This is a genomic window from Rhizobium sp. NZLR1b (genome assembly GCF_019685155.1).
Lineage (GTDB): Bacteria > Pseudomonadota > Alphaproteobacteria > Rhizobiales > Rhizobiaceae > Rhizobium.
On record NZ_JABDWC010000017.1, the window covers coordinates 129625 to 150071 of the forward strand.

The 20447-nt window shown below is 58.8% G+C and carries 21 protein-coding genes and 4 pseudogenes; 12 read left to right on the forward strand and 13 right to left on the reverse strand.

Translation table 11 applies throughout. The annotated features are described in order from the left end of the window. Positions 1-190: 190 nt before the first annotated feature. Complete coding sequence (locus tag HJB84_RS22655; RefSeq protein ID WP_221116972.1) at positions 191-628, reverse strand: GNAT family N-acetyltransferase; 438 nt, start codon at positions 626-628, stop codon at positions 191-193. A 339-nt stretch (positions 629-967) separates the two neighbouring features. On the opposite strand from HJB84_RS22655, the gene HJB84_RS22660 reads away from it, so the two are divergent. Further along, entirely contained in the window at positions 968-1774 is an 807-nt protein-coding gene (locus tag HJB84_RS22660) for a sulfite exporter TauE/SafE family protein (protein ID WP_221116973.1), read from the forward strand. A gap of 54 nt (positions 1775-1828) precedes the next feature. Here the strand turns inward: HJB84_RS22660 and HJB84_RS22665 are convergent. From HJB84_RS22665 to HJB84_RS22685, 5 genes and pseudogenes are all read right to left on the reverse strand, one after another. Further along, positions 1829-1948: pseudogene (locus HJB84_RS22665) on the reverse strand (transposase domain-containing protein); the annotation flags it as partial. A 193-nt stretch (positions 1949-2141) separates the two neighbouring features. Continuing rightward, entirely contained in the window at positions 2142-2666 is a 525-nt protein-coding gene (locus tag HJB84_RS22670) for a DUF2867 domain-containing protein (protein WP_221116974.1), read from the reverse strand. Between the two features lie 165 nt (positions 2667-2831). Continuing rightward, on the reverse strand, positions 2832-3362 hold the full coding sequence (locus HJB84_RS22675; protein WP_207583319.1) for a sugar O-acetyltransferase: 531 nt from the start codon (positions 3360-3362) through the stop codon (positions 2832-2834). A 153-nt stretch (positions 3363-3515) separates the two neighbouring features. Beyond that, positions 3516-4046 carry a DUF992 domain-containing protein gene (locus HJB84_RS22680; protein ID WP_221116975.1) on the reverse strand — a complete coding sequence of 177 codons (531 nt, stop codon included), beginning with the start codon at positions 4044-4046 and terminating at the stop codon, positions 3516-3518. Continuing rightward, complete coding sequence (locus HJB84_RS22685; protein WP_221116976.1) at positions 4043-4345, reverse strand: hypothetical protein; 303 nt, start codon at positions 4343-4345, stop codon at positions 4043-4045. Before HJB84_RS22685 ends, HJB84_RS22680 begins: the two co-directional genes overlap by 4 nt. Between HJB84_RS22685 and HJB84_RS22690 the strand changes: the two genes are divergently transcribed. Further along, positions 4344-4634, forward strand: a complete 291-nt coding sequence (locus tag HJB84_RS22690) for a hypothetical protein (RefSeq protein ID WP_221116977.1) — start codon at positions 4344-4346, stop codon at positions 4632-4634. The two genes, HJB84_RS22685 and HJB84_RS22690, sit on opposite strands and share 2 nt — an antisense overlap. A 332-nt stretch (positions 4635-4966) precedes the next feature. Beyond that, positions 4967-5404 (forward strand): VOC family protein, encoded by a 438-nt coding sequence (locus HJB84_RS22695; protein WP_207583322.1) that lies wholly within the window; start codon positions 4967-4969, stop codon positions 5402-5404. A gap of 106 nt (positions 5405-5510) precedes the next feature. Here the strand turns inward: HJB84_RS22695 and HJB84_RS22700 are convergent, their stop codons facing one another. From HJB84_RS22700 to HJB84_RS22710, 3 genes and pseudogenes are all read right to left on the reverse strand, one after another. Further along, a complete protein-coding gene (locus tag HJB84_RS22700) occupies positions 5511-5711 on the reverse strand; it encodes a hypothetical protein (RefSeq protein WP_221116978.1) in 201 nt (66 codons plus the stop codon). Positions 5712-5928: 217 nt separating this feature from the next. Then, positions 5929-6411: pseudogene (locus HJB84_RS22705) on the reverse strand (adenylate/guanylate cyclase domain-containing protein); the annotation flags it as partial. Between the two features lie 463 nt (positions 6412-6874). Then, positions 6875-7369 (reverse strand): annotated as a pseudogene (locus HJB84_RS22710) (response regulator); the annotation flags it as partial. 200 nt (positions 7370-7569) lie between these two features. Between HJB84_RS22710 and HJB84_RS22715 the strand changes: the two are divergent. The 5 genes and pseudogenes from HJB84_RS22715 (at position 7570) to HJB84_RS22735 (ending at position 11268) form a co-directional block, all read left to right on the forward strand. Further along, entirely contained in the window at positions 7570-8229 is a 660-nt protein-coding gene (locus HJB84_RS22715) for a response regulator transcription factor (RefSeq protein ID WP_221116979.1), read from the forward strand. A gap of 1 nt (position 8230) precedes the next feature. Then, positions 8231-9535: a HAMP domain-containing sensor histidine kinase gene (locus tag HJB84_RS22720; RefSeq protein ID WP_221116980.1), complete on the forward strand. Its 1305-nt coding sequence runs from the start codon at positions 8231-8233 to the stop codon at positions 9533-9535. A gap of 42 nt (positions 9536-9577) precedes the next feature. After that, a complete protein-coding gene (locus HJB84_RS22725; protein ID WP_221116981.1) occupies positions 9578-9838 on the forward strand; it encodes a hypothetical protein in 261 nt (86 codons plus the stop codon). Positions 9839-9868: 30 nt separating this feature from the next. After that, positions 9869-10645: pseudogene (locus HJB84_RS22730) on the forward strand (hypothetical protein). 170 nt (positions 10646-10815) lie between these two features. After that, entirely contained in the window at positions 10816-11268 is a 453-nt protein-coding gene (locus HJB84_RS22735; RefSeq protein ID WP_221116982.1) for a hypothetical protein, read from the forward strand. 106 nt (positions 11269-11374) lie between these two features. Here the strand turns inward: HJB84_RS22735 and HJB84_RS22740 are convergent, their stop codons facing one another. After that, positions 11375-12169 (reverse strand): transglutaminase domain-containing protein, encoded by a 795-nt coding sequence (locus HJB84_RS22740; protein ID WP_221116983.1) that lies wholly within the window; start codon positions 12167-12169, stop codon positions 11375-11377. Between the two features lie 340 nt (positions 12170-12509). Next, entirely contained in the window at positions 12510-13283 is a 774-nt protein-coding gene (locus HJB84_RS22745) for an NYN domain-containing protein (RefSeq protein WP_207583330.1), read from the reverse strand. A 343-nt stretch (positions 13284-13626) separates the two neighbouring features. On the opposite strand from HJB84_RS22745, the gene HJB84_RS22750 reads away from it, so the two are divergent. The 3 genes from HJB84_RS22750 to HJB84_RS22760 all read left to right on the forward strand — a co-directional run bounded on the left by HJB84_RS22750 (position 13627) and on the right by HJB84_RS22760 (position 16383). Next, positions 13627-14157, forward strand: coding sequence for a dihydrofolate reductase family protein (locus tag HJB84_RS22750; RefSeq protein WP_207583331.1), 531 nt, complete (start codon positions 13627-13629; stop codon positions 14155-14157). A gap of 244 nt (positions 14158-14401) precedes the next feature. Continuing rightward, the gene (locus HJB84_RS22755) at positions 14402-15667 is read left to right on the forward strand and encodes an NAD(P)/FAD-dependent oxidoreductase (protein WP_221116984.1); all 1266 of its coding nucleotides are present in this window, start codon (positions 14402-14404) and stop codon (positions 15665-15667) included. A 173-nt stretch (positions 15668-15840) separates the two neighbouring features. Next, on the forward strand, positions 15841-16383 hold the full coding sequence (locus HJB84_RS22760) for a hypothetical protein (protein ID WP_207583333.1): 543 nt from the start codon (positions 15841-15843) through the stop codon (positions 16381-16383). A 711-nt stretch (positions 16384-17094) separates the two neighbouring features. Here the strand turns inward: HJB84_RS22760 and HJB84_RS22765 are convergent. Both HJB84_RS22765 and HJB84_RS22770 read right to left on the reverse strand, forming a co-directional pair. Further along, positions 17095-17937 (reverse strand): acyl-CoA thioester hydrolase/BAAT C-terminal domain-containing protein, encoded by an 843-nt coding sequence (locus tag HJB84_RS22765; protein WP_221116985.1) that lies wholly within the window; start codon positions 17935-17937, stop codon positions 17095-17097. A gap of 169 nt (positions 17938-18106) precedes the next feature. After that, positions 18107-18910 carry a helix-turn-helix domain-containing protein gene (locus HJB84_RS22770; protein WP_221116986.1) on the reverse strand — a complete coding sequence of 268 codons (804 nt, stop codon included), beginning with the start codon at positions 18908-18910 and terminating at the stop codon, positions 18107-18109. Positions 18911-18984: 74 nt separating this feature from the next. On the opposite strand from HJB84_RS22770, the gene HJB84_RS22775 reads away from it, so the two are divergent. Further along, a complete protein-coding gene (locus tag HJB84_RS22775; protein WP_221116987.1) occupies positions 18985-19926 on the forward strand; it encodes an NmrA family NAD(P)-binding protein in 942 nt (313 codons plus the stop codon). The last annotated feature ends 521 nt before the right edge of the window (positions 19927-20447 follow it).

The window sequence follows — 20447 nt, forward strand, 5'->3', positions numbered from 1 at the left end:
GGGCCAGCATCCCGGTCGTATTCCACTGTTTGGCCGGGATCGCTTCACGTCGGTCGAACCACAGCTCACCCGCGTCCCGGAAGAGCTTTGACAGGACATGCAATCCGATCATCCCGCGCGAGCGCCCAGGCCTGAATATCGGCATCGTTGTCGATTTCGCCTTGCCGACGCCCGCCGGCATCCGGGTCTGTCAGCGTTCGTAGCGGATGAAAGAGGTGCGTCGCGCCAGCGTATCGTAGAGCGCACGACCATCGGCGTTGAACTCCTGCGTCATCCAATAGACGGTGGCGGCGCCGGACGCATCGGCGCAGTCGTAGACCGCCTTGATCAGGGCCCGCCCGGCGCCACTGCCGCGCGCCTCAGGCGAAACGAACAAATCCTCGAGATAGCAGACGTCGTTGGCTGCCCAGGTCGACGGGTGGAACAGATAATGGGCAAACCCGATCAGAGCGCCGCCGCGCTCGGCCACCAGCCCATGCGGCTGGCATCCGGGATCGACCAGGCGCGAAAAGGCGAGCGACGTGAGTTCCTCCGGCAGGCGGTGGCGGTAGAAGCGCAGATAGCCTTGCCACAGCGGCAGCCATTGTGCCTCGTCCGGCGAAGCGATGGGGCGGATCACGGTCGTCATGGGGTGTGGCTTTCAAGGTTATCTGGCACTGAATTTATCATCGCGCGGTTGAACCTATCAACCATGTCGCGTGAATCAATCCAGTGCCATTTCTGCGATGAAAATCACAACGATTTTCGCTGCAAAAGTCAGGATACTTACATATGTACAGAGACGGATGACGTGAAGAGCGCACTCGGCGACATAGGCAGGTTGACCGAGAAACTCATGTTCTGGGCGCCGCATGGTTCGCAGGTTTGCCATGCGCCACTCGCGGTGACACACGCCATGCTACCCTTGTCGATGCGCGGCTTCCGGGTCATAGGTCGTGGCCCGTGATTTCCTTGAGAACATAACGCCATGGCCGATCCCGCCTTGAAGGACCTTTCCAGCAATCGGCCAGCGGCGTTTATCTGCGGAGCGGCTATCGGCACCCTTGGTGGCCTGATCGGACTTGGAGGAGCAGAATTCCGTCTGCCCCTTCTGATCGCTCCGTTCGGCTTTGCAGCGTTGGAGGCGGTGATCCTCAACAAGGCCATGAGCCTGGTCGTCGTAGCATTCGCTCTGCCATTTCGGGCGGCGACGGTTCCTTTCGACCAGATTGCGGCGCATTGGCCAATCATCGTCAACCTCCTGGCCGGAAGTCTCGCGGGTGCCTGGCTCGGCGCGGGCTGGGCGACGCGACTGAAGTCCGAGACGCTCTACAAGGTGATCGCCATCTTGCTGCTCATCATCGCGGGCGTGCTGGTGTTAGGTCACGAAATCTCAGCCGGGTCGGCCCTTGTGACGGGGACTGCGCAGATCATAGCAGGCGTGGTCGCGGGGCTCGTGATTGGTATCGTGGCATCCCTGCTCGGGGTCGCGGGCGGCGAGCTTCTGATTCCAACCCTCATTCTTCTCTTCGGCGCAGACATCAAGCTCGCAGGTAGCCTTTCCCTGGCTGTCAGCCTGCCGACGATGGTCGTCGGCTTTACCCGCTACAGCCGTGACCAAAGCTTTGCCGTCATCAGAAGCAACCGTATGTTCCTGCTCGTCATGGCCCTTGGATCGATCCTTGGCGCGTTTATCGGCGGACAGCTCCTCGGCATCGTCCCGAGTGTCGTGCTGCTGCCTGCCCTTGCTGTGATCCTGGTGATTTCCGCAATCAAGGTATGGCGGCACGCATGACCGCGGGCGTCCTGCCGCAACCTCATGACCTTCAGCGGTCCTGCGACAGGAATCTGGCAGCAGTTGATCGATCCGGCTCTGTCTGTGGCCGTTGACGATGGCGGTGAGCGTGGCGGTCCGATAGGCCAGCGGATCAACGCCGTTGAGTTTGCAGGTTTCGACGAGCGAGGCGATGGTCGTTCAGTTCTCTCTCAACCGTCGCCAAACTGATAAGGGGGGTTGACGGTATCGTGCAAAAATCAAGAATTCTGCCCCATGCGGTTGGCCTGGAATGGCAGGGCTTTTCAGAGTGGACCGTGTGAGACGAAGCACGGGGCGCGTTCGCCCCGCCGTGTTTTATCGTTCGAAATTCGAGGTTTCTGCAGCGCTACTGCAGTTGTGTTTGTGCACAGCGTGCCAGGTTGGCCCTGACCACGAGGTGATGAAAAGGCCTGATCGCGTTGAGATAGGTGAAGCCCAAGGCATTGTGGGTATGCACAACGGTTGTTGCGATCAGCAACGTGCCTATTGGAGAATGGCGTCGGAGCAGAGATAGCCGGAAGTCCAGGTGTCGGTCATCCGTACCGAGCACAATTTCGTCCTTGCCCTCCCAGTGCACCGGGAAGAAGTCCACCCGTTCATGGCTGTCTCGGGACGTCTTGACCGTATCGGAGGTTTTGATGCCAAAGGGCGTAACCATGGCGTCGCGCAGCGCGATCAACGCCTTTTGCCACGCGGGTGGATTGACGAGTGTCCGCGTCGCCAGCTCGCGCATGCTCGACTGTTCCGATGCACCCAAGTCAATGCTGTAGCTGTCGAGTAAACTGGCGTTCTCGTACCAGCTCGCAATGACACTTTCCAACGGCGGCGTCGTCCCGCGTACCTGCTGTTTGCGGTCTAAACCCATGCTCATGATGATGCCACCTATTCAAGGGGCCATCAACTACGGGCGTGAAGACAAGTAAAGGGTCAATGTTCGAGGCCTATTCACACTCAAACCACGAGGGACTGATTGCGGCTAGCTGCATTGAGAAGGAAGCCCGGTTTGGGCCAATGTCGGACATGGCGAGAGGCTCGACTACAGATGCTTGATCACTCGGGCTGGCACCCCGGCTACCATAGAGTTCGCCGGGACGCTTCGACTAACCACTGCTCCGGCTGCAATTACGGCATTCTCACCAATGGTGACGCCTTGGAGGATGGTAGCCGCAGCGCCGATCCAGACATTCTTGCCAATGATGACAGGTGCCGCAGTGATACCGTTTCGACGCTTCGAAGGAGACACAGGGTGTCCCGCGGAAACAATGGTTACCTTCGGCCCTATCATTACGTCATCACCGATAGCGATGCCGCCCATATCCATGAAGTGGCAACCCTGGTTGATGAAGACGTTGGCTCCCACGCTTATGTTCAAGCCGCAGTCGGTCGAGAAAGGAGGGATCACCATGAACCGATCGCCCACTGGCTTTCCTACTAGCTCTTCAAAGGCGGAGCGCAGGCCGGGAAGATCGTCGAAGCCGATCGCGCTAAGTCTTGCCGATAGGCGGACCGCCCGTTGCACATTTTCAAAGCGGGCGCGACCTTCGGCGGAGCGGGCTGAACTTGTCATATTGTATCCCGGCGATTCGGCGCAATTATAGATGATGTCATTGGAAAATGAGAGAAAAGTGCTTTAGCCCATGTCCGCTATGGGCTAAAGCAGGCAAGCACCCTTGGCCGCTTCACGCAACTCCTAGATTCGCGTTTTAGGCAATTCCTAGCGCTACCGCGCAGCCTTAAGCTGGAGACGGGAGACGCCTGCAGCCACATTCAGGCCGGTTCCGGCTTCACCGCTGAGTGGTTGCAATGCGTAGTTCTTCGCATTTCCTCCCACCAGCGCGTTGGCACCGAGGCCGACGCCGACGGACGCACTGGCTGACGCGCCGACATAGGTACCCGCAAGGGCGCCGTCGCCTACGCGCGTAGGGGCAGTATTGACGACGACCCAGCTAAGGTACGATTTGCCGGTTACGCCGATATCAAGGCCGAGCTTTCCGATCGTACCGGTGTAGTGCTCAACCTTGCCGGTCTTCTGCTTGAAGCTGCAGTCGATCGCCTTGCTCGAACCGAGGACCATGCCGACGCCACCTGCGACTTCGCAAGATAGGGTTCCAAGACGGGTCTTCGGTGTATTTACGACCTGCTGAGCGGCATGCTTCGGTTGCTTGGGCTGGCTGGCAGCCTCTGCTGCCGGGACGAACGAGGGAACGACGCCGAGGGTAGCTGCGGCTGCGGTCATCATGAGCTTGTTCATGGGATTTTCCTTTCATGAATACCGCGGTAAACGCATTCCAACAAACTTCGTTCAAGCGCCGACTGGGGCTTTTCCTTCGAGAAGTCGACAACCCTGCCGGATTCGAAGCGGCGGCCGCCGACGTAGATCCGGGCGGCGGACTGGTATGCGGCGGCTTCGCTGCCCGGCGGACGGACGACGGCGATCGATAGCTGTAACCGCTCCGCCCGGTACGGAACCGTCGTCAGCAAGCTCATCGAGGAGGCGGCACAGACCGCGGTTTCGAACAGCGGCGACTGGGAGAGCACCGGGAGCATCATGACGAGGCTCGTGAAGCCCGGAGGCGATTATCATCATCTCCGCGTCCTCGTCGTCGACGAGGACGGCGTCTGCAAGATTTCGGGCCGCACGATCCAGCGTGTGCTCGGTAAGATGAATGCGTTCGTCCGTGACTTCTTGCTGTTCGGGGCGGACTACGCCGAACGAAGGCACATGCGCGCTCTGCGTCAGGTCGCCGCACGACCGAGCGTCTCGAAGCTCTGCGCGCCGACCCGTTTCCCACGCTCTCGCTGGAATTCGATGATGGAGAACTTTGTCAACAGGACCTAGTCCGGCATAACTTGACGCTGTGGACTTGAATTGAACACAATCAGCGGCTACATACTGCCCATCGGCATCGCTGGTGAGTGCTCCACAGGAGCGTTCGCGACGCCGAAGTCGTTAATCTGCCCTTGACCACGGATGTACTGGCACTGGTGTGAAGAGCGATGTTGAGAAGGTCGGTGCGTTTCGCCCGGCCTTTTTTATTGTTCGGAATTGCAGAGTGCGCGCCCGATCGATCCTTCCAGACATTTTCCCTAAAGATTCTGATAGCGATGTCGGGAGCGATGGCCCATGCACGTCCTGGAAGGAAATCGAACGACAAGTGGGAGAGTACAAGCATGGCGCTCAAGCGGATGGACAACGTAGGGATCGTCGTCGAAGACCTCGACGTGGCGATTGATTTCTTTCGCGAACTGGGCCTCGAACTCGAAGGGCGGGCCACGATTGAGGGAGAGTGGGCCGGGCGCGTCACCGGACTGGGAGATCAGCATGTCGAGATCGCAATGATGCGCACGCCGGACGGACACAGCCGGCTAGAACTCTCCCGCTTCCTGCGGCCGACTGTCGTCGCCGATCACCGCGATGCCCCGGTTAACGCGCTTGGCTACCTCCGTGCCATGTTCACCGTCGACGACGTCGACGAGACGCTTGGACGACTGCGTGCGCGGGGCGCGGAGCTAGTGGGCGAAGTCGTTCAGTATCAGGAGTCCTATCGGCTTTGCTACATCCGCGGGCCTGAGGGGCTTCTTGTCGGACTCGCGCAGGAGCTCAACTGAGCAGCAAGAGCGGTTCAGCTTTTCACGGAAGCGCAGAACCGCTCTAAATTTTTGTTTTTACGCAATTCCGGACGGAAAACCGCTTCGCACTTTTTCTGGAATTGCTCTAGCCATCCTTCGCCCGTCTCCACTTCACGAGATATCCAAACCCCGGCACGATCAGGATGCCACCGATCACCCATTCGATCAGGGTCAATGGACGCTCGTCCGGATCGTGTCCTGTGAGATAGAGAAAAAGAAAAAAGGCAACGAAGCCCGCAGCTATCAGAGCCAGTGCGATCAGCAGGTCCTTGCGCGAACTTTGCATGGAAATCCTCTTCGAGAGTTTAGATTTTCGGGGGAGCAAGCTAGTGGACTTAACCGGCCGTGGCGGTTCTTCGAGAAGCTGGAATGATGGGCACCTTTCCGTTGCTACACAATTCCGCATATTTCAACACTCGCAATCGAAGATCATCGCTTAAGACTCGTGCCATCATCTACCTCTCCAAAGTGAATCTTGAATCGGCTTCGACCTGCGCCGTCATTCATCGATCGCAGGATCTGCTCTCGTCGCTGATTTCCCCGACAAGCTCCCATATGTCGACCTTCTCGGCGCGTCCCTTGACCGGGGCCAGGCCGAAGGGGCGAAAGTCGAAGCGGTCGGCGACGGCGGCGCGGGTGGCGGCGCTTGTCAGGATCGATGTGTTCAGATCCTTGTTCATGCCTTCCAGCCGTGATGCCACATTGATCGTATCGCCCATCGCCGTGTACTGCTGACGCGAAATCGCCCCGAAGCTGCCGACGACGGCCGGGCCGGTGTGCAATCCGAATCGCGTCAGGAGCTCGGGGCGGCCATTGCTGAGATTGGCTTCGTTCAAGCCGTCGACCGCCGCTTTCATCGCCAGTGCGCATCGCCAACCATGTTCGGCATGGCTGATATCGTCGACCGGGGCATTCCACATGACGAAAATGGAATCGCCGAGATATTGCACGACGGCCCCGCCATTGCGCTCGGCAATGCTTGATAACTCATGCATGGCGGAACGAATGGCGATGTCGGATGCTAAGATAGCGGCTGGTCTGCCGGTGGATTATTTCGATTACGGAAAAGGGCGACACGAAGTCTCATTATGGTGGGTGCGCTATTCACAGTAGACTCAGAATAAGCGGTCAACAGCCATCAACCTCTGCATAGATGTCAACACCTGAAACTCATGGCAGCGCTGGCCGAAGTGGGCCGTGTCGCGCTCGTTGCAGTCAGTCAGCCACACTTCTCGCGGATGACGCCGCGCGGTGATCCGCGCGGGCTGAAGACTTTATCGATGAGTGTTATCTCTTAAATCCCCGACCCATCGAGCTGCTGGGCGTCGTCGCCTTCCCAGGGGGAGGGCATCGAGATGCGAGCGAGATTGGCCGAGGGCATCGGCATCCAACACTTCAATTCCGGCTCGGCATATTCGATGATCTGCCCCGGCGAGGAATCAGAGGCGCGCCAGCCTTCTGCGCCTCGAGCAGGGTGAACTCGCGCGGCTGCAGCTCGATCACTTGGCCGGCGCGGCGGGCTTCGCGGCGGATCAGATCGAGCTCGAGATCGGCAACCTTCAGCACCGTCTTCTGCTCCTGCACCGGCGGCCGGCGGCCAAGCGCATTGACGCGCGCCATCAGCTCGGAGAAGGCGAAAGGCTTGGTGAGATAATCGTCGCCGCCCGCCTCCAGCCCTTCGACCCGGTCGTCGACGCCGCCGATCGACGTCAGGAACAGCGCCGATGTGCCGATCTTGGCAGCCCGGAGCGAGCGAACGATCGCCAGCCCATCGAGCCCCGGCAGCATGCGATCGACGACGATGACGTCATAGGCCTCGCGCTGCGCCTGAAACAGCCCATCGCGGCCGTCGCCGACCACGTCACAGACATGGCCTGCCTCGGAAAGGCCCTTGGCGATATAATCGGACGTCTTCCGATCGTCCTCGATAAGCAGGATCCGCATCAGCCCCGATCATTCCCGGCATGCCCTAAAGCACTCTAGCTGAGGAGGCGCTTTGGCGACAACTTACGGATTTGTAAGGTGGGGGCGGGGACGTCCTCGGCAGACGGCGCTGCTGGAAAAATCGATCCGTATGGTTTTATGCCTGTCGTCTGCCCCAGTCAGCAGAAGACAAGTTTCACCAGACCGCTTACGTTTGATATATGAGATTGTTGCTTGTCGAAGATGACCGGATGATTGCCGAAGCCCTGCTGAAAGGGTTGGGGCGGCATGCCATATCCGTGGATTGGGTGACGGACGGAAAGGCTGCGCTGGAAGCCGTCGGCCTTGTGGAATACGGCGTTGTCCTGCTGGATCTCGGGCTGCCCCGGATCGATGGCATGCAGGTGCTGGAATCGATCCGCAAGGCAGGCAAAGGCGTTCCCATCCTCATCCTCACCGCACGCGACGATCTGCCAAGCCGTGTGAAGGGCCTTGACCTCGGCGCCGACGACTATGTGCTGAAACCTTTCGAGCTCGATGAGCTGCTGGCCCGTATCCGGGCGGTGATGCGCCGCAAGGCCGGGCATGCCCAGTCGCTGATTCAGGCGGGAGAGGTGACGCTGGATCTCGCAACGCATGCTGTAACGTTCAGGGAGGCAACGGAAACCCTGTCTGCGCGGGAATTCGCACTTCTGCGGACACTGGCAGAGCGACCGGGTTTGATCCTCTCGCGCGGTCAGCTTGAAGAGCGTATCTACGGCTGGGGCGAGGAAATCGAAAGCAATGCGATAGACGTTCTGATCCATTATATCCGCAAGCGCTTCCATAAGGATGTTATCCGCAATGTGCGCGGCGCCGGCTGGATGATCCCGAAGGCCTGACATGTCGCTCCGCCGCTCGTTCATTCTCGTCTTTTCCGCGCTTTTAACGGCTCTTGCGGCCTTTGCCGCAGCCTTTTCCTATTACAGCGCACGTCTTGAGGCGTGGAGCATCCTGGACTTCCAGCTCCAGCAGATCGCTCATGTGGTCGGCGATGGCAGCGGTCTTGAACCTCTGGCGAGCGCGGGAGCCTCCAGCGATGAGATTGTGGCTGTCAGGATCACTTTCGCGGATGCGCGAGCGACCCGAACGAACGATCCGCGTGTGGTTTTCCCACCACCCGCCTCTGGCGGATTCTCCACCTTTCTGGCGAATGGGGAGGAGTGGCGGCTTTTTACCGATAAGGGCGATCCAGCCCGTACCGTCATGGTCGCCCAGCGCACGGCCGAGCGCGATGAGCTTGCGGCGGACGCCGCCTGGAACACCGCATGGCCGTTCCTGCTGGCCATACCCCTGTCATGGCTTGCCGCCTATTGGCTGGTGGGTGCGATCATGGAGCGTCTCCATATCCTGGCCGGCCGGGTGGAAAGCCGCGTCGTGGAGGACATTGACCCTCTTTCGGTCAAGGACGCCCCTGTGGAGGTGCGTCCGCTGGTGCTGGCGATCAACCGCGCGTTTGACCGCGTCCGCGCCACGCTGGAGCAACAGCGTGCCTTTCTTGCAGATGCGGCCCATGAGCTCAGGACACCGATCACGGCACTTTCCCTCCAGATCGATAATCTCAGGCAGGCAGGGCAGCCGGAGGAGCGCGACGCGGCCGTCGCCGACCTGGAGGCCGGCGTGCGCAGGGCGACACAGGTGTCTACCCAGCTTCTCAGGTTGGCTCGCAGCGAGAGCGGCGAGGGGGCCGGCCGCGAGGCGGCCCCAGTCCATCTTGGCGAAGCGCTTCAAGAGTGCCTGAGCCGGTTCCTGGCAGCGGCCGACGCAAAAGCGATCGATCTCGGCATGGTGCAATCGGTTCCCTGCGTGGTCAGGAGCGACCCCGTGGAACTGGCCGCCATCCTCGATATCGTCGTTGACAATGCGCTGCGATACACGCCGGACCACGGGCAAGTGGATCTTGCCGTGCTGACACGCAACGATCACGCGGTTCTCTCCGTGACCGACAACGGGCCGGGGATTGCAGCCGAACTGCGCGAGCGCGTGTTCGACCGCTTCTACCGTATCGATCCGTCTAAAACAGATGGAAGCGGCCTCGGCCTTGCGATCGCCCGCAATCTGGCCGGCCGCAACGGTGGCACCATCCGGCTGATGGACAATCCTGCAGGACGCGGCCTGCGGGTCGTTCTCGAATGGCCTCTCGCCTGATCCGGCGGCTCTAAGTTTCTCCTAAGCCTTGCGCCAAACACCATGAACCGTTCCGCCAAACTGATCTTCACCGCCCTCACGCTCGGCTCCGCAGCCTTCGTCGCGCAGGCCAATGCAGCCTCGCGCCCGTGCGAGGACGTATTGAAGGAATACCGCGCGGCCAAGGGGACCGCCAAGGTGTCGGCCGAGGTGATGAAGAAGGCCGACGAGCTGGAAACCAAGGCGGTCGAGCGCTGCAATGCCGATGACGACAAGCGTGCCGACCAGTTCCTGACGGACGCCATGAAGCTTCTTGGCAAGTAAGCCGCGCCCGTGACCTCAGGAGATACCAAGATGAGCACATCATTCGCACACGGCTTCAGTCAATCTGCCAGCCGCGTCCCCGAGGTCACGGTCGACTTCTGGCTGATCAAGCTGCTGGCGGTCACCATGGGGGAGACCGCAGCAGACTTTCTCAACGTCAACCTCGGCTATGGCCTTACCGCCACGTCGATTTTCATGGCCTGCGTGTTTCTCTGCGCGCTCGCCATCCAGTTCTACCAGGGCAAGTATGTTCCGTGGTCGTATTGGCTGACGGTCGTCCTGATCAGCGTCGTGGGCACCCTTGTCACCGATAACCTCGTTGATAATTTCGGGGTCTCGCTGATGACCACCACGGTGGGCTTCAGCATTGCGCTCGCCGTCACCTTTGCCATTTGGTAGGGAGTGGACCGCACGCTCTCCATCCACTCGATCCTGACGCCACGGCGCGAGAGCTTCTATTGGCTCGCCATCCTGTTCACCTTTGCCCTCGGCACCTCGGTCGGCGACCAGGTCGCGGAACACTTCGAACTGGGCTACCTGAACACGGGCCTTCTGTTTGGCGGCATCATCGCGGTGATCGCCGTGGCCTATTACAAGTTCAGGCTGGATGCCACCACCGCCTTCTGGCTGGCCTACATCCTGACCCGCCCGCTCGGCGCATCCTTCGGCGACCTCCTGTCCCAGCCGATGGAATATGGCGGCCTCGGCCCCGGTACCGTCACCACCAGTCTTGGTTTCCTCCTTGCCATCATAGCGACGGTCGTCTACGCGACAGCCCGCTACATGCGCGCGCCGACCCTTCCTTGAGATCACTGACCAACGGCATAGCGCCGGCCGCAGTGAAGATGACGATGGTTCGGGGCGGGGTGGGCAGCTTCCGGCGCAACCGGACGCCAAGAGTTCCCACCGTTCCTTGAAAGAAGCGACGAGTTAGGCTCTTCTGGTCTCGGCACGTTTACATGACCGGGAGGGCACGATTGGCGAACATTCCAGATAGTATGAAATCAGAACTCGCAGCCTGGAATGATGGTCGAGGGATCAGCCTCCGGGACTGGACCGCCAACAGCGGAAATTTCTCGCTCGCAGTAGGCTATTCAGAGATATTCTGGCCCCGCTTCGTCGCGTTTGAAAAATACGTTCTCGTTGACGGTTTCAATTTGGAGGGCTTGCGATCCTTTGAACGAAATCCTGAGGCAACGCGCCAGTCTATCGAATGGGTGATGAATCATTTTCACATCGCTGACATTCAGCACTCGGCATGCACGGATGTAGCCGGCGACAAGCTGGCGATCCTGGGCGAACGCCTGCGCGAAATCTACATCGCAAAGCTTGGGTGGCAATTTCCTGATCGTACATTCGTCGTAGAGCTTGTTCAGCCGGAGAGATCAGGTGAATTCGAAGATTATCAGATAAGCTTTTTCCAAGCATGATTTCCGTTATTGAAGTTCGCTTGACCGAGGATCCAACCACAAGCAGCGGGAATGAATCCCACTAAACCGCGCGAAAAGACTTTAAGCCTAGCCGGCTTCAGGCATCTCATGACAGCCAGTCCGGCAAGACCTCGATCAAATCCTGCGCGGGATCATGGGCGAGTTTGTCCAGCAGCGGCAGGTCTTGCGGACGTATCAGCCTTTGAGAAGAATCTGCTTCGCGCCACCGATCCCAATCGGAGGTTTCTCGGCCATTCAGCACGTAATGATCTCTGATGACATTGATCTTCACAAACCACAGGCCATTCACCTCACCGTGGCCAAATGCCTGAGGATCGACCGTCTCTCGACGGCATTTCAGCCAGGCCTCTCCTGCGGGCATGAAAAAGTCACGCGGTACGTCGGCTGGGTCGAACTTGATCTGTTTTTTCTCTTTCAGCATCCGGTCGATTTGCGCGTCGCTCAAATGCCAGCGTCTGGTTGCCGCGCTCCAATATTCACAAACCCAATGATCCTCCCATCCTGCCGAGAAGTAGGAGGCGAAGCCACAGCGCACGCGTGCGGGAACACTTTTGCTGCGAAGGATCGAAGACAATGCGAGTGCAAAATCGCGACACGTGCCGGTGGATCGTCTCTCTGCGGGACGCCGGCAGTGGAGCGGCTGAGGATCTCTGGCGAACACATCGTCGAAGCGTTGCGCGATCGGCAATGTTTTTCTCGCCGATGCGTCCAACCTTGTTTGGTCGAGACCGTATTCTGCTGCCCAATCGGCGTGAACGAGCACGCCTTGAATAATTTCATTCAATCGCCCGACCCCGTTCGGCAAATCCGCCATCAAAGGCCTGTGATGGATTGGATCGGACATCTGACTATGGTTGGTCCAGCGTTTCTTTTCCTCCATGTCGCTATGGTTGCCTTTCCCGTTGCGAGATCAAACCGGCAATGATTTTACCGCCGTCTGCAACATCGCAGGATAGGGAGTTTTGCGACAGCCACAATGACAGGTTTAGGCGATTCTGGATCTGGGCGAAAAGAGCGAGCGGGAACAATTTCAGCCGCGGCCGGGTTACTGTTCGGTGAGCCGTGCAGAGATGCTGAAGTAGCTTGGGAGGCAGCACTTCAATGCTTTGCCTCTGCACGGCTCAGCACCCTTACTTTCGCCAGATAACTTTGTTCCCTGGTCCGCGACGCGTTGCCCGATCGGCTGGCGGGGCAATCCCGGTCTCACGTCTATTGCTGGCTTACGCCTTCTTAAGGCGAACTAGGATTGTTTTCGGGTTATTCGGTGCGTGCTCTACATCGACGATACCTGACGACCTCACGAGATCCTTCAACTTGGGGAAGCCGTACTTGCGTGGTTTGAAGTCAGGCGCTTGCTTCACCAGATGCCCTCCCACTTCAGCTAGATTTGCTCGACCGTCTTGATCAGAAGTTGCGGTGATCGCTTTGGTCAACATGTCTCGTGTCGCTTTATCCAATCCAGCCTTTTTAGACGGCGCCTTCGTAGCCGTAGGTTTGGCCTGGACTGTGGTTTTTTGGGCGGGGGCCGCTGCTTCGTCGACTTCTGCAGCCTGAGCATTGAGGACGTCGAAATAGACGAATTTATTACAGGCCGTGATGAAGGAACGAGGCGTCTTCCTCCCACCGAACCCATAGACAGTGACGCATTGTTCCCGGATTCTCGCCGCCAGTCGCGCAAAATCGCTGTCACTGGAGATGATACAGAAGCCCGAGAAACGACCAGTATACAACAAGTCCATGGCGTCGATGATCATTGCGCCGTCGGTCGCGTTTTTTCCGGTCGTATAGGCGAATTGCTGAATAGGCTGGATTGAATATTCGAGCAGGCATTCCTTCCAGCCCTTTAGGTTCGGACCCGTCCAGTCGCCGTAGATGCGTTTGACGCTGGCCGTTCCGCAGTTGGCGATCTCCGCCATGAGACCGACGACGATCTTCGGCGAAGCGTTGTCGCCATCAATCAGCACCGCTAAGGTTCCGGAATTTTTTGCTGCCATTTACCTCTCCCCGCGTTGCTCGCAAAGTATACATTGTCCTGATTATTGCAACTACGATCCTGGATGACAGTACATCTATAGATCGCTAGAATGAAAAGTTCGCAGAAGCAGTCAACGCGAAGAATGTCAATCCTGATTGGTAAGATAAAGTGGGGCGCCAGCACTACGATGATCATCGGCCTTCGTCGCGCCGCGCATCAACGTGGCGTGCGGACGTTAGTGCTCGTCAGGTTCTTGCGGCGCTTGCTCCACAATACCGGTAAATCGTGCAATTTATGCCTAGCTCACTTACCCCTATCAGTGGCGTAAGCTATCCTGAAGAACCCGGGATGGAGAATATGACATGGCGAAGCTCGTCTTCGGAATGAACCTGTCGCTGGATGGCTACGTCGACCACCAGGAATTTGCGCCCGACGCCACCCTCTTTCGCCATTGGATCGAGCAGGTGCGCGGCCTGAGCGGTAGCCTCTACGGACGCCGCATGTACGAGGTCATGCGCTACTGGGACGATGACGATCCTGAATGGACCCCGGATTTACGCGACTTCGCGATGGCGTGGCGGAGCCAGCCGAAATGGGTGGTGTCGCGCTCGTTGCAGTCGGTCGGCCCCAATGCCACCCTTGTCGCGGAGGATGTCGAGGCGGCGATCCGCGGGCTGAAGGCCGGGCTTGCCGGGGAGATCCAAGTCGCCGGGCCGGACCTTGCGGGAAGCCTGACCGACCTCGGCCTTATCGATGAATATCGGCTCTACTTCCACCCCGTCGTGCTCGGCCGCGGCAAGCCGTTCTTCACCGGCCCCCGGCCGCCGCTCCGCCTTGTCGCCAGCGATCGGATCGGCGAGGAGGCGATCAGATTGACCTATGTTCCTGCCTGATCGGGCAATTTGCCGGATCGATCGCGTCGACGCGGCAGCCACGATGACTGATCCTCGTGCTTCTGCGCCGTGACTGCAGTCGGCGCGACGCGGTCATTTGGCTACCAGATGGGAAATGGCTGAGGTCTGCGATGCCATGCGTGGCATCAGCACGAGGCACGGCCGGGGCCAGTCGGACGGAGATCGGCGACGCTGGACTCATTGTCGTGAACAAGGCTTAATGCCGCGCGGGGATGGCTGGGGGATGCCGCTCGTGAGATCATCGTGGCAGAAGAATGGGAGTGCCGATGTTCTTGATGTCGTCGTCATCGGCGCCGGCTGGGCGGGCCTCGGTGTCAGCTATTGGCTGGCACGGCGGGGCCTGCGTCATAGCGTCCTGGAGCGGGGTCGCATAGGCGAGACCTGGCGCACGCAGCGCTGGGAGTCCTTTCGGATGAATACGCCCAACGTGCAGACCGTCATGCCTGGCGACCGCTATGAGGGTCCGGATCCCTATGGTGTTTTCACGCGCGATCAGTTCGTCGCTCTCCTTGAAGACTTCGCCGGCCGCAACGGGCTGCCGATCGAAGCGGATACCGCGGTGAGCGAACTCGCGCGGGAGGATGGCGTCTATCGGCTGACCACCTCGCAGGGCACGCTTCGGGCGCGGAAGGTGATCGTCGCAAGCGGCAACCTGAATTGTCCCGTGCGCCCGATCCCGCCAGATGCATTGCCGCCTGACCTTTGCCAGATCGACGCTTCCGGCTATCGCAGCGCTGCCGATCTGCCCGGCGGAGCAGTGCTGGTGGTCGGAAGCGGCCAATCGGGCGCCCAGATCGTGGAGGAGCTGGCGGAAGCGGGCCGGACGGTCTTCCTTGCGACCAGTCGCGTCGGGCGGCTTCCACGCCGCTATCGGGGTCGCGACATCATGATCTGGCTCCTCGAAAGCGGGCTTCTCGACGTGCGGCGAGAGGAGGTCATTCGGCTTGCGGGACGCATCCCGCCGCGTGGTGTGCTCGGATCGGAACACACGATCAGCCTTCAAGGGCTTGGCGCACAGGGTATCGTGCTTCTCGGGCGATTGACCGGGGTTGCGGGTGGCGGCCGCCTCTCTTTCGCCGACGATCTCGAAACGAATGTTCGTTTTGCGGATGAAGCCTCTGACAATGCCAAACGCCATATTGACGACTATGTCGGCCGCACCGGGATCGACGCACCGGTTTCGCAGCCCGACCCGGCGGAGACGGTCGCGTGGCGTCGGCCGGACCCGGCTATCAATTCGCTCGATCTCTCCCTATCCGGCATCACCAGCCTGGTGTGGTGCACGGGCTTCAAGGGCGATTTCAGCTTTATGAGACTTCCCGGTGCGCTGGATGCTGCCGGGCAGCCCGTTCACGCCGATGGGGTGGGCGTCTTGCCGGGCCTCTACTTTGCCGGACTGGATTTCGCCTCCACACGCAAGTCAGGCATCATATTGGCAATCACCGAAGAAGCGCCCCGCCTCGTCGAACACCTCATAGGGCATTCGTGACCGGCGCGGTGCCAACGATGATCAATTTATTCTGAGCCGCATCGCTGCAAATGCCTGATGGCACTTTTGGTTTTCCATGGATGTCCGCTCTCGGCCCATTGCTGACTTAATGTCCGATGTGATCAAATCGGCATCCAACCAATAACGCCGATGACCGTTTGGAGATAAACTTAATGACGGGCAGACCATCGACTTCGAAGATCGTCCTGGCCACAGCCTTCCTTATCGCTCTGTTCTTGTCCAGCGGAGCAATCATAGACTTGGGCTATGGGTGGTTGACAGCACCTTTTGATAATGCAGCCAGCTTCTCTGCCAAGGCTCTTTCGGCCGAAGAAGAGATACGCTGCAAAAGTGTAACACATGAGGCCCTCATCGCCGGTGCCGCAGACCGTTATGTCCAAGCCGGAATCGCTCATGAAATCGGTCATCAGCGGACGGCGAGCAATCCGTGGCGCTATACGTCCGTGTCCAATTTCCTGGCGATCAATCCCGACTGTTGCGAAGTCTTGGTGACCGTTCCCGGCGATTATTCGCCTGAGACGCAGAGCCTCGGAGCCCCGCATTCCGATCCCCCTCGACTGTATGCAGTGAGGATCGCTTTCAAGGAATGGAGGAGCGATGAGGACACTTTCACGAGGCGTGAAGTCGTTCTCGTGAATTGCTTCGGAAAGGCCGGCGGGGGCGTAAGCTTCGATTTGAGACGAGGTGTCCTTTGACCGCTTTTGGCGGCCGAAGGCTATTGTCGGCCCTGAGCGGACGTCACGCCAGTGTCATGCATCTTTCATAGACGTAAAAATGATCCCCGCGCGAAAGACCTACCGCGATGGCCGAAGCCCGTGATGTATTCAAGGAAATTTCCGGTACATTCTACCGCTCTGTTGTGACGGATAGAGTTCACCAAGTGTTGGACCCGCCGGGACCGAACAGTGCAGGGCGCTATCATCGTCCTGGCGAGCGGACCCTTTACACGAGCGCCGCATTGGAGTGGTCCATACGCGCTATAGCTGGCTACATGCGCGAGGACGGATATCCGCGCGTTGTCGTTCCGCTGAGGGTCGTCGACGCGATGGTACTCGACCAGCATGATGAAGAGGCTTGTAAACGCCTCGGGATAGATCGCGAGTAATCTAACGAATCTTGGCGAACAGCATTGTCGGAAGGACGCGAACCGGCGTCGTGGCGGGCTGTCAATATTGCGCGAGCAGCAGGCGCAGACGGCATCATCGACAGGTCTCGCATGATACCCGGTGGGTGGCATCTCAACCTATTCCGCTGGAATGAGACCGATGGGCCGCTTGTTGAAGTGTGTGGTGATCCGGTGGAAATCGTCCTGTCAACAGACGGACCGAAGTGGGACCTATAGACAGCCACATCGGTGATTACAGTGTATCATCCAGATGTCGCCTACTGGCGCGATACCGACAAACCTATAGCATCGCGGCTATAGCTCGCCATGCCTTCTGCCCAAGCCTTGCATCGGCTTCGTCAGTTCCGCCGTATGCGTGGAGGGTTGATCGTGGCGTCGTCTCGCCGGGAAATAGAATGCGATGCCCAGCATCTTGATCAAAGATCAGCGTTGCCGATCTGCCATGCGCATGCCTGGACTGAACTATCTCCCGAGCAAAATCGTCCGATGGCCAGAGCGCATCGCTACCGCCAGCGACAAGGATCAAATCAGCGGCTGAATTTTCGACTGGAATTCGTGCTCGTCTATTCGCTTGAAGATCGTTTGTGAGGCATCTTTCAAAAAATGACCGATAGGAAACGAGTCCATCCCGGTATTCCTTCTGCCAGTTGATATCGGCGGGAACGAAGTCTAGTGGGGCTCTACCAAACGACCAAGATGAACGCTCAGGCCAAGCTATTCTGTCAACGCCCGCGCCAATGTTGCCCCAAACCACAGAACTAGGACTAATTGCTATGACTGCGTTGATACGCTGATCAATGGTCGAAGCAAGCAGGGCTGCTTCAGCGCCCTTCGAGGTTCCAACCATAACTATTCGTTCACATCCTCTGGACACCAGAAGGTCCGTTCCGTCGATGAAAGTCTCAAGGGGTATTTCGCAGATTCCTGGCGATTGATTAGCTCCTCCAAACCATTGCAACGCCAGTGTGCGAGCCCCGACTTCTGCCAACAATCCCGCCCTTGCCGTATCGACTCTGCCGCTGGAGCCGCCGAGAACGATCACTCCAGTTTTTCCGGAATTAACGCCTTGAAGGAAAGCGCCTCTAACCTTGCCGTCCAGTTGCTCGATGTCGTAGGCGATCACTTTCAGCCCCAGTTTAATAATCGATCTGGCGGATCACGATCCTGGATGGATCACACGTCAACTTCCGCTTGTGGCCTTGCCAACGCCTTTGGTCTGCTGTCGGCCCGAAGCGGTCATGGCACGTGCCGCAAAGGCCGGCCAGCGTTGCCGAAATTGGCCATTCGGCAAATCAGCTCGCGAAGTAGCGCGTTGGCGTTGTGCCCAATGCCTTCTTGAACATGACGATAAAGGCGGTAGCAGATTCGTATCCCAAGTCGCTCGACACCCTCTGGACCGTCGCGCCGCTGGCCAGTTCGCGCAATGCGATGACCAGGTGCAGTTGCCGCCGCCATCGGCCGAAGGTCAGCCCCGTTTCCTGGACCATCAGCCGCTTCAGGGATCGCTCACTCATGGCAACGTGTGCCGCCCAATCGACCAGGGTGCGACGGTCGCTCGGCTCCGCCATCAGGGCAGCGGTGATCGCGTTGATTTTGGGATGGCTGGAAGCGGGCAACTCCAGGCCCTGTATCGGCATCTGCGTGAGTTCGTCCAACAAGACCCGCACCAGACGGCCAACATGATCGTCCGGAGCAGAGTTGACCGATACATCCGCCAGTCGGAGGATCATCTCGCGGAGCATCGGCGACACAGACAAAGTGCAGCACTCCTGCGGCAGCGTCGCCGCGTCGGGTTGAACGAACAGATAGGACAGGCGTGCGTTGGACGTGACCAGGTTGCTATGCGGTATGCCGCCGGGTATCCAGACTCCGCAGTCCGGTGGGACAATCCAGAGGCCATTCTCCGTCCTGCATGTGACTGCCCCGTGCAAGGCCAAAATGAGCTGCCCTTGCTTGTGCTGGTGCTGGGGCACCTCAGCTTCATAGTCACTGAAGTCGAGGCGGACAGCGACAGCCAGGCGATCCGACCAGTCTGGATCGAAGTCGTCGTAGCAGGAACGCAGCAGTTTTGCGGATTGGCCCAATTTGGAGATCATTTGGCATTATCTCCAAATTCTTGCGGACTGCCATAGTCTATTATCGGGCGGTCAACAATCGAATGGAGACTGTCATGCGAATTTCTGTCGTCGGCGCAACGGGACGAATTGGCGCTAAGCTGACCCGGACCCTGCTGAGCGCCGGGCATCAGGTCAGAGCGTTGTCGAGAGGTGGCCCAGGGTTGGACGGGTTGGTCGCGCTTGGAGCAGAGCCATTCCTGGGAAGCTTTGACACAGGAGAGGGAGACCTTGACCAATTTTTCCACGATGCAGATGCTGCGTTCCTGATGGTGAAGACCGATTGGAACAACATCGAGGGACACTACCCCGCTGTTGCCCAGCGCTTTGTCGATGCGCTTGAAAAATCCTCCGTCAAACTGGCCGTAAGCCTGACGGCCATGGGTTCGGACGTGAAGGGGAAGACGGGTCATTTCGAGTGCTTCCACGATCTGGACGAAAAGCTCAACGAACTCGGCAATATCAATTTGGTCCACCTGCGCGCCGCCTGGTTCATGGACGACGTGGCAATGTGGACGAGGCCGGTTGCCAAATACGGTCGAATTGCCTGGTTCTGTAAACCTGATTTGAAGATGCCCTGGGTGGCCACCGATGACATTGCATGGCTGGCAGCGAAGGAACTGACCAATCCGACGGGCAGACACCGCGTCTATCTCGAAGTTGGCTCGGAAGATGTCTCGATGAACGAACTGGCCGTGCTCATTGGCAAGAAGATCGGCAGTCCGGTGGAGTATCGATACATCGAGACGACCCGCAAAGACGTGGAAGCTGAATTTCTGGCGCGGTTCGGGACGCCGGAGAAATGGCAGGACGACACCCTGACTGCTAACGCTTTGAACAATGGCATCGTAAAGTTCCATGGGGAGCACGAGGATCGCCCAAAATTGCCCACAACGATGGAGGTGTTCATTGGCGAGGTTTGGAAGCCGCGTTACCTGGAGGCAGTCAAAGCGGGAGACGAACGAGAGACGTTTCCCATGTGGACTGCCAGGGACTAGCTGGATGTCACGCTTGTTTTTTGCCCCCCAGCAATCTCCAGTCTTTGTTGGACGCTGCCGCAAATTATTAAGTTGCGGCAGCTATATGACCGCAATTGGCGCGTTCCTGCCAAAACCGGAGGCCGGCTATCGGCCCCGTGCGGTCATACCTTCCTCAGCAAGTCTGTGAGGCAGTCAGGGGATACGGTGTCGCTGGTTTCTCCAAGCTCTTGCTCAGACCACCAGCGATGATCGGCCATCACGTCTCGCTCATTCTCGGTCCAACCGGCGTCGGAGACGGAAGGCCGGAATGCTGCATATGTCAGGATTTCTGCGACATGCCGCCCATGTACTGATCAAGATGGCTCTTCCACAGCGCTGGTTTGAACATCAAAGCGTGGCCCATGGGCGCAGCGTAACCATCCGAGCAGCCCCGCGGCATTAGCACGCGTGAGGTACGTCAAATCGCCTACACTGATGAGGTTGGTTCAAAGTGGAATGCTTGGCGTAGCGGGGGTCAGTTTTTCCGGCGTGATCTACGC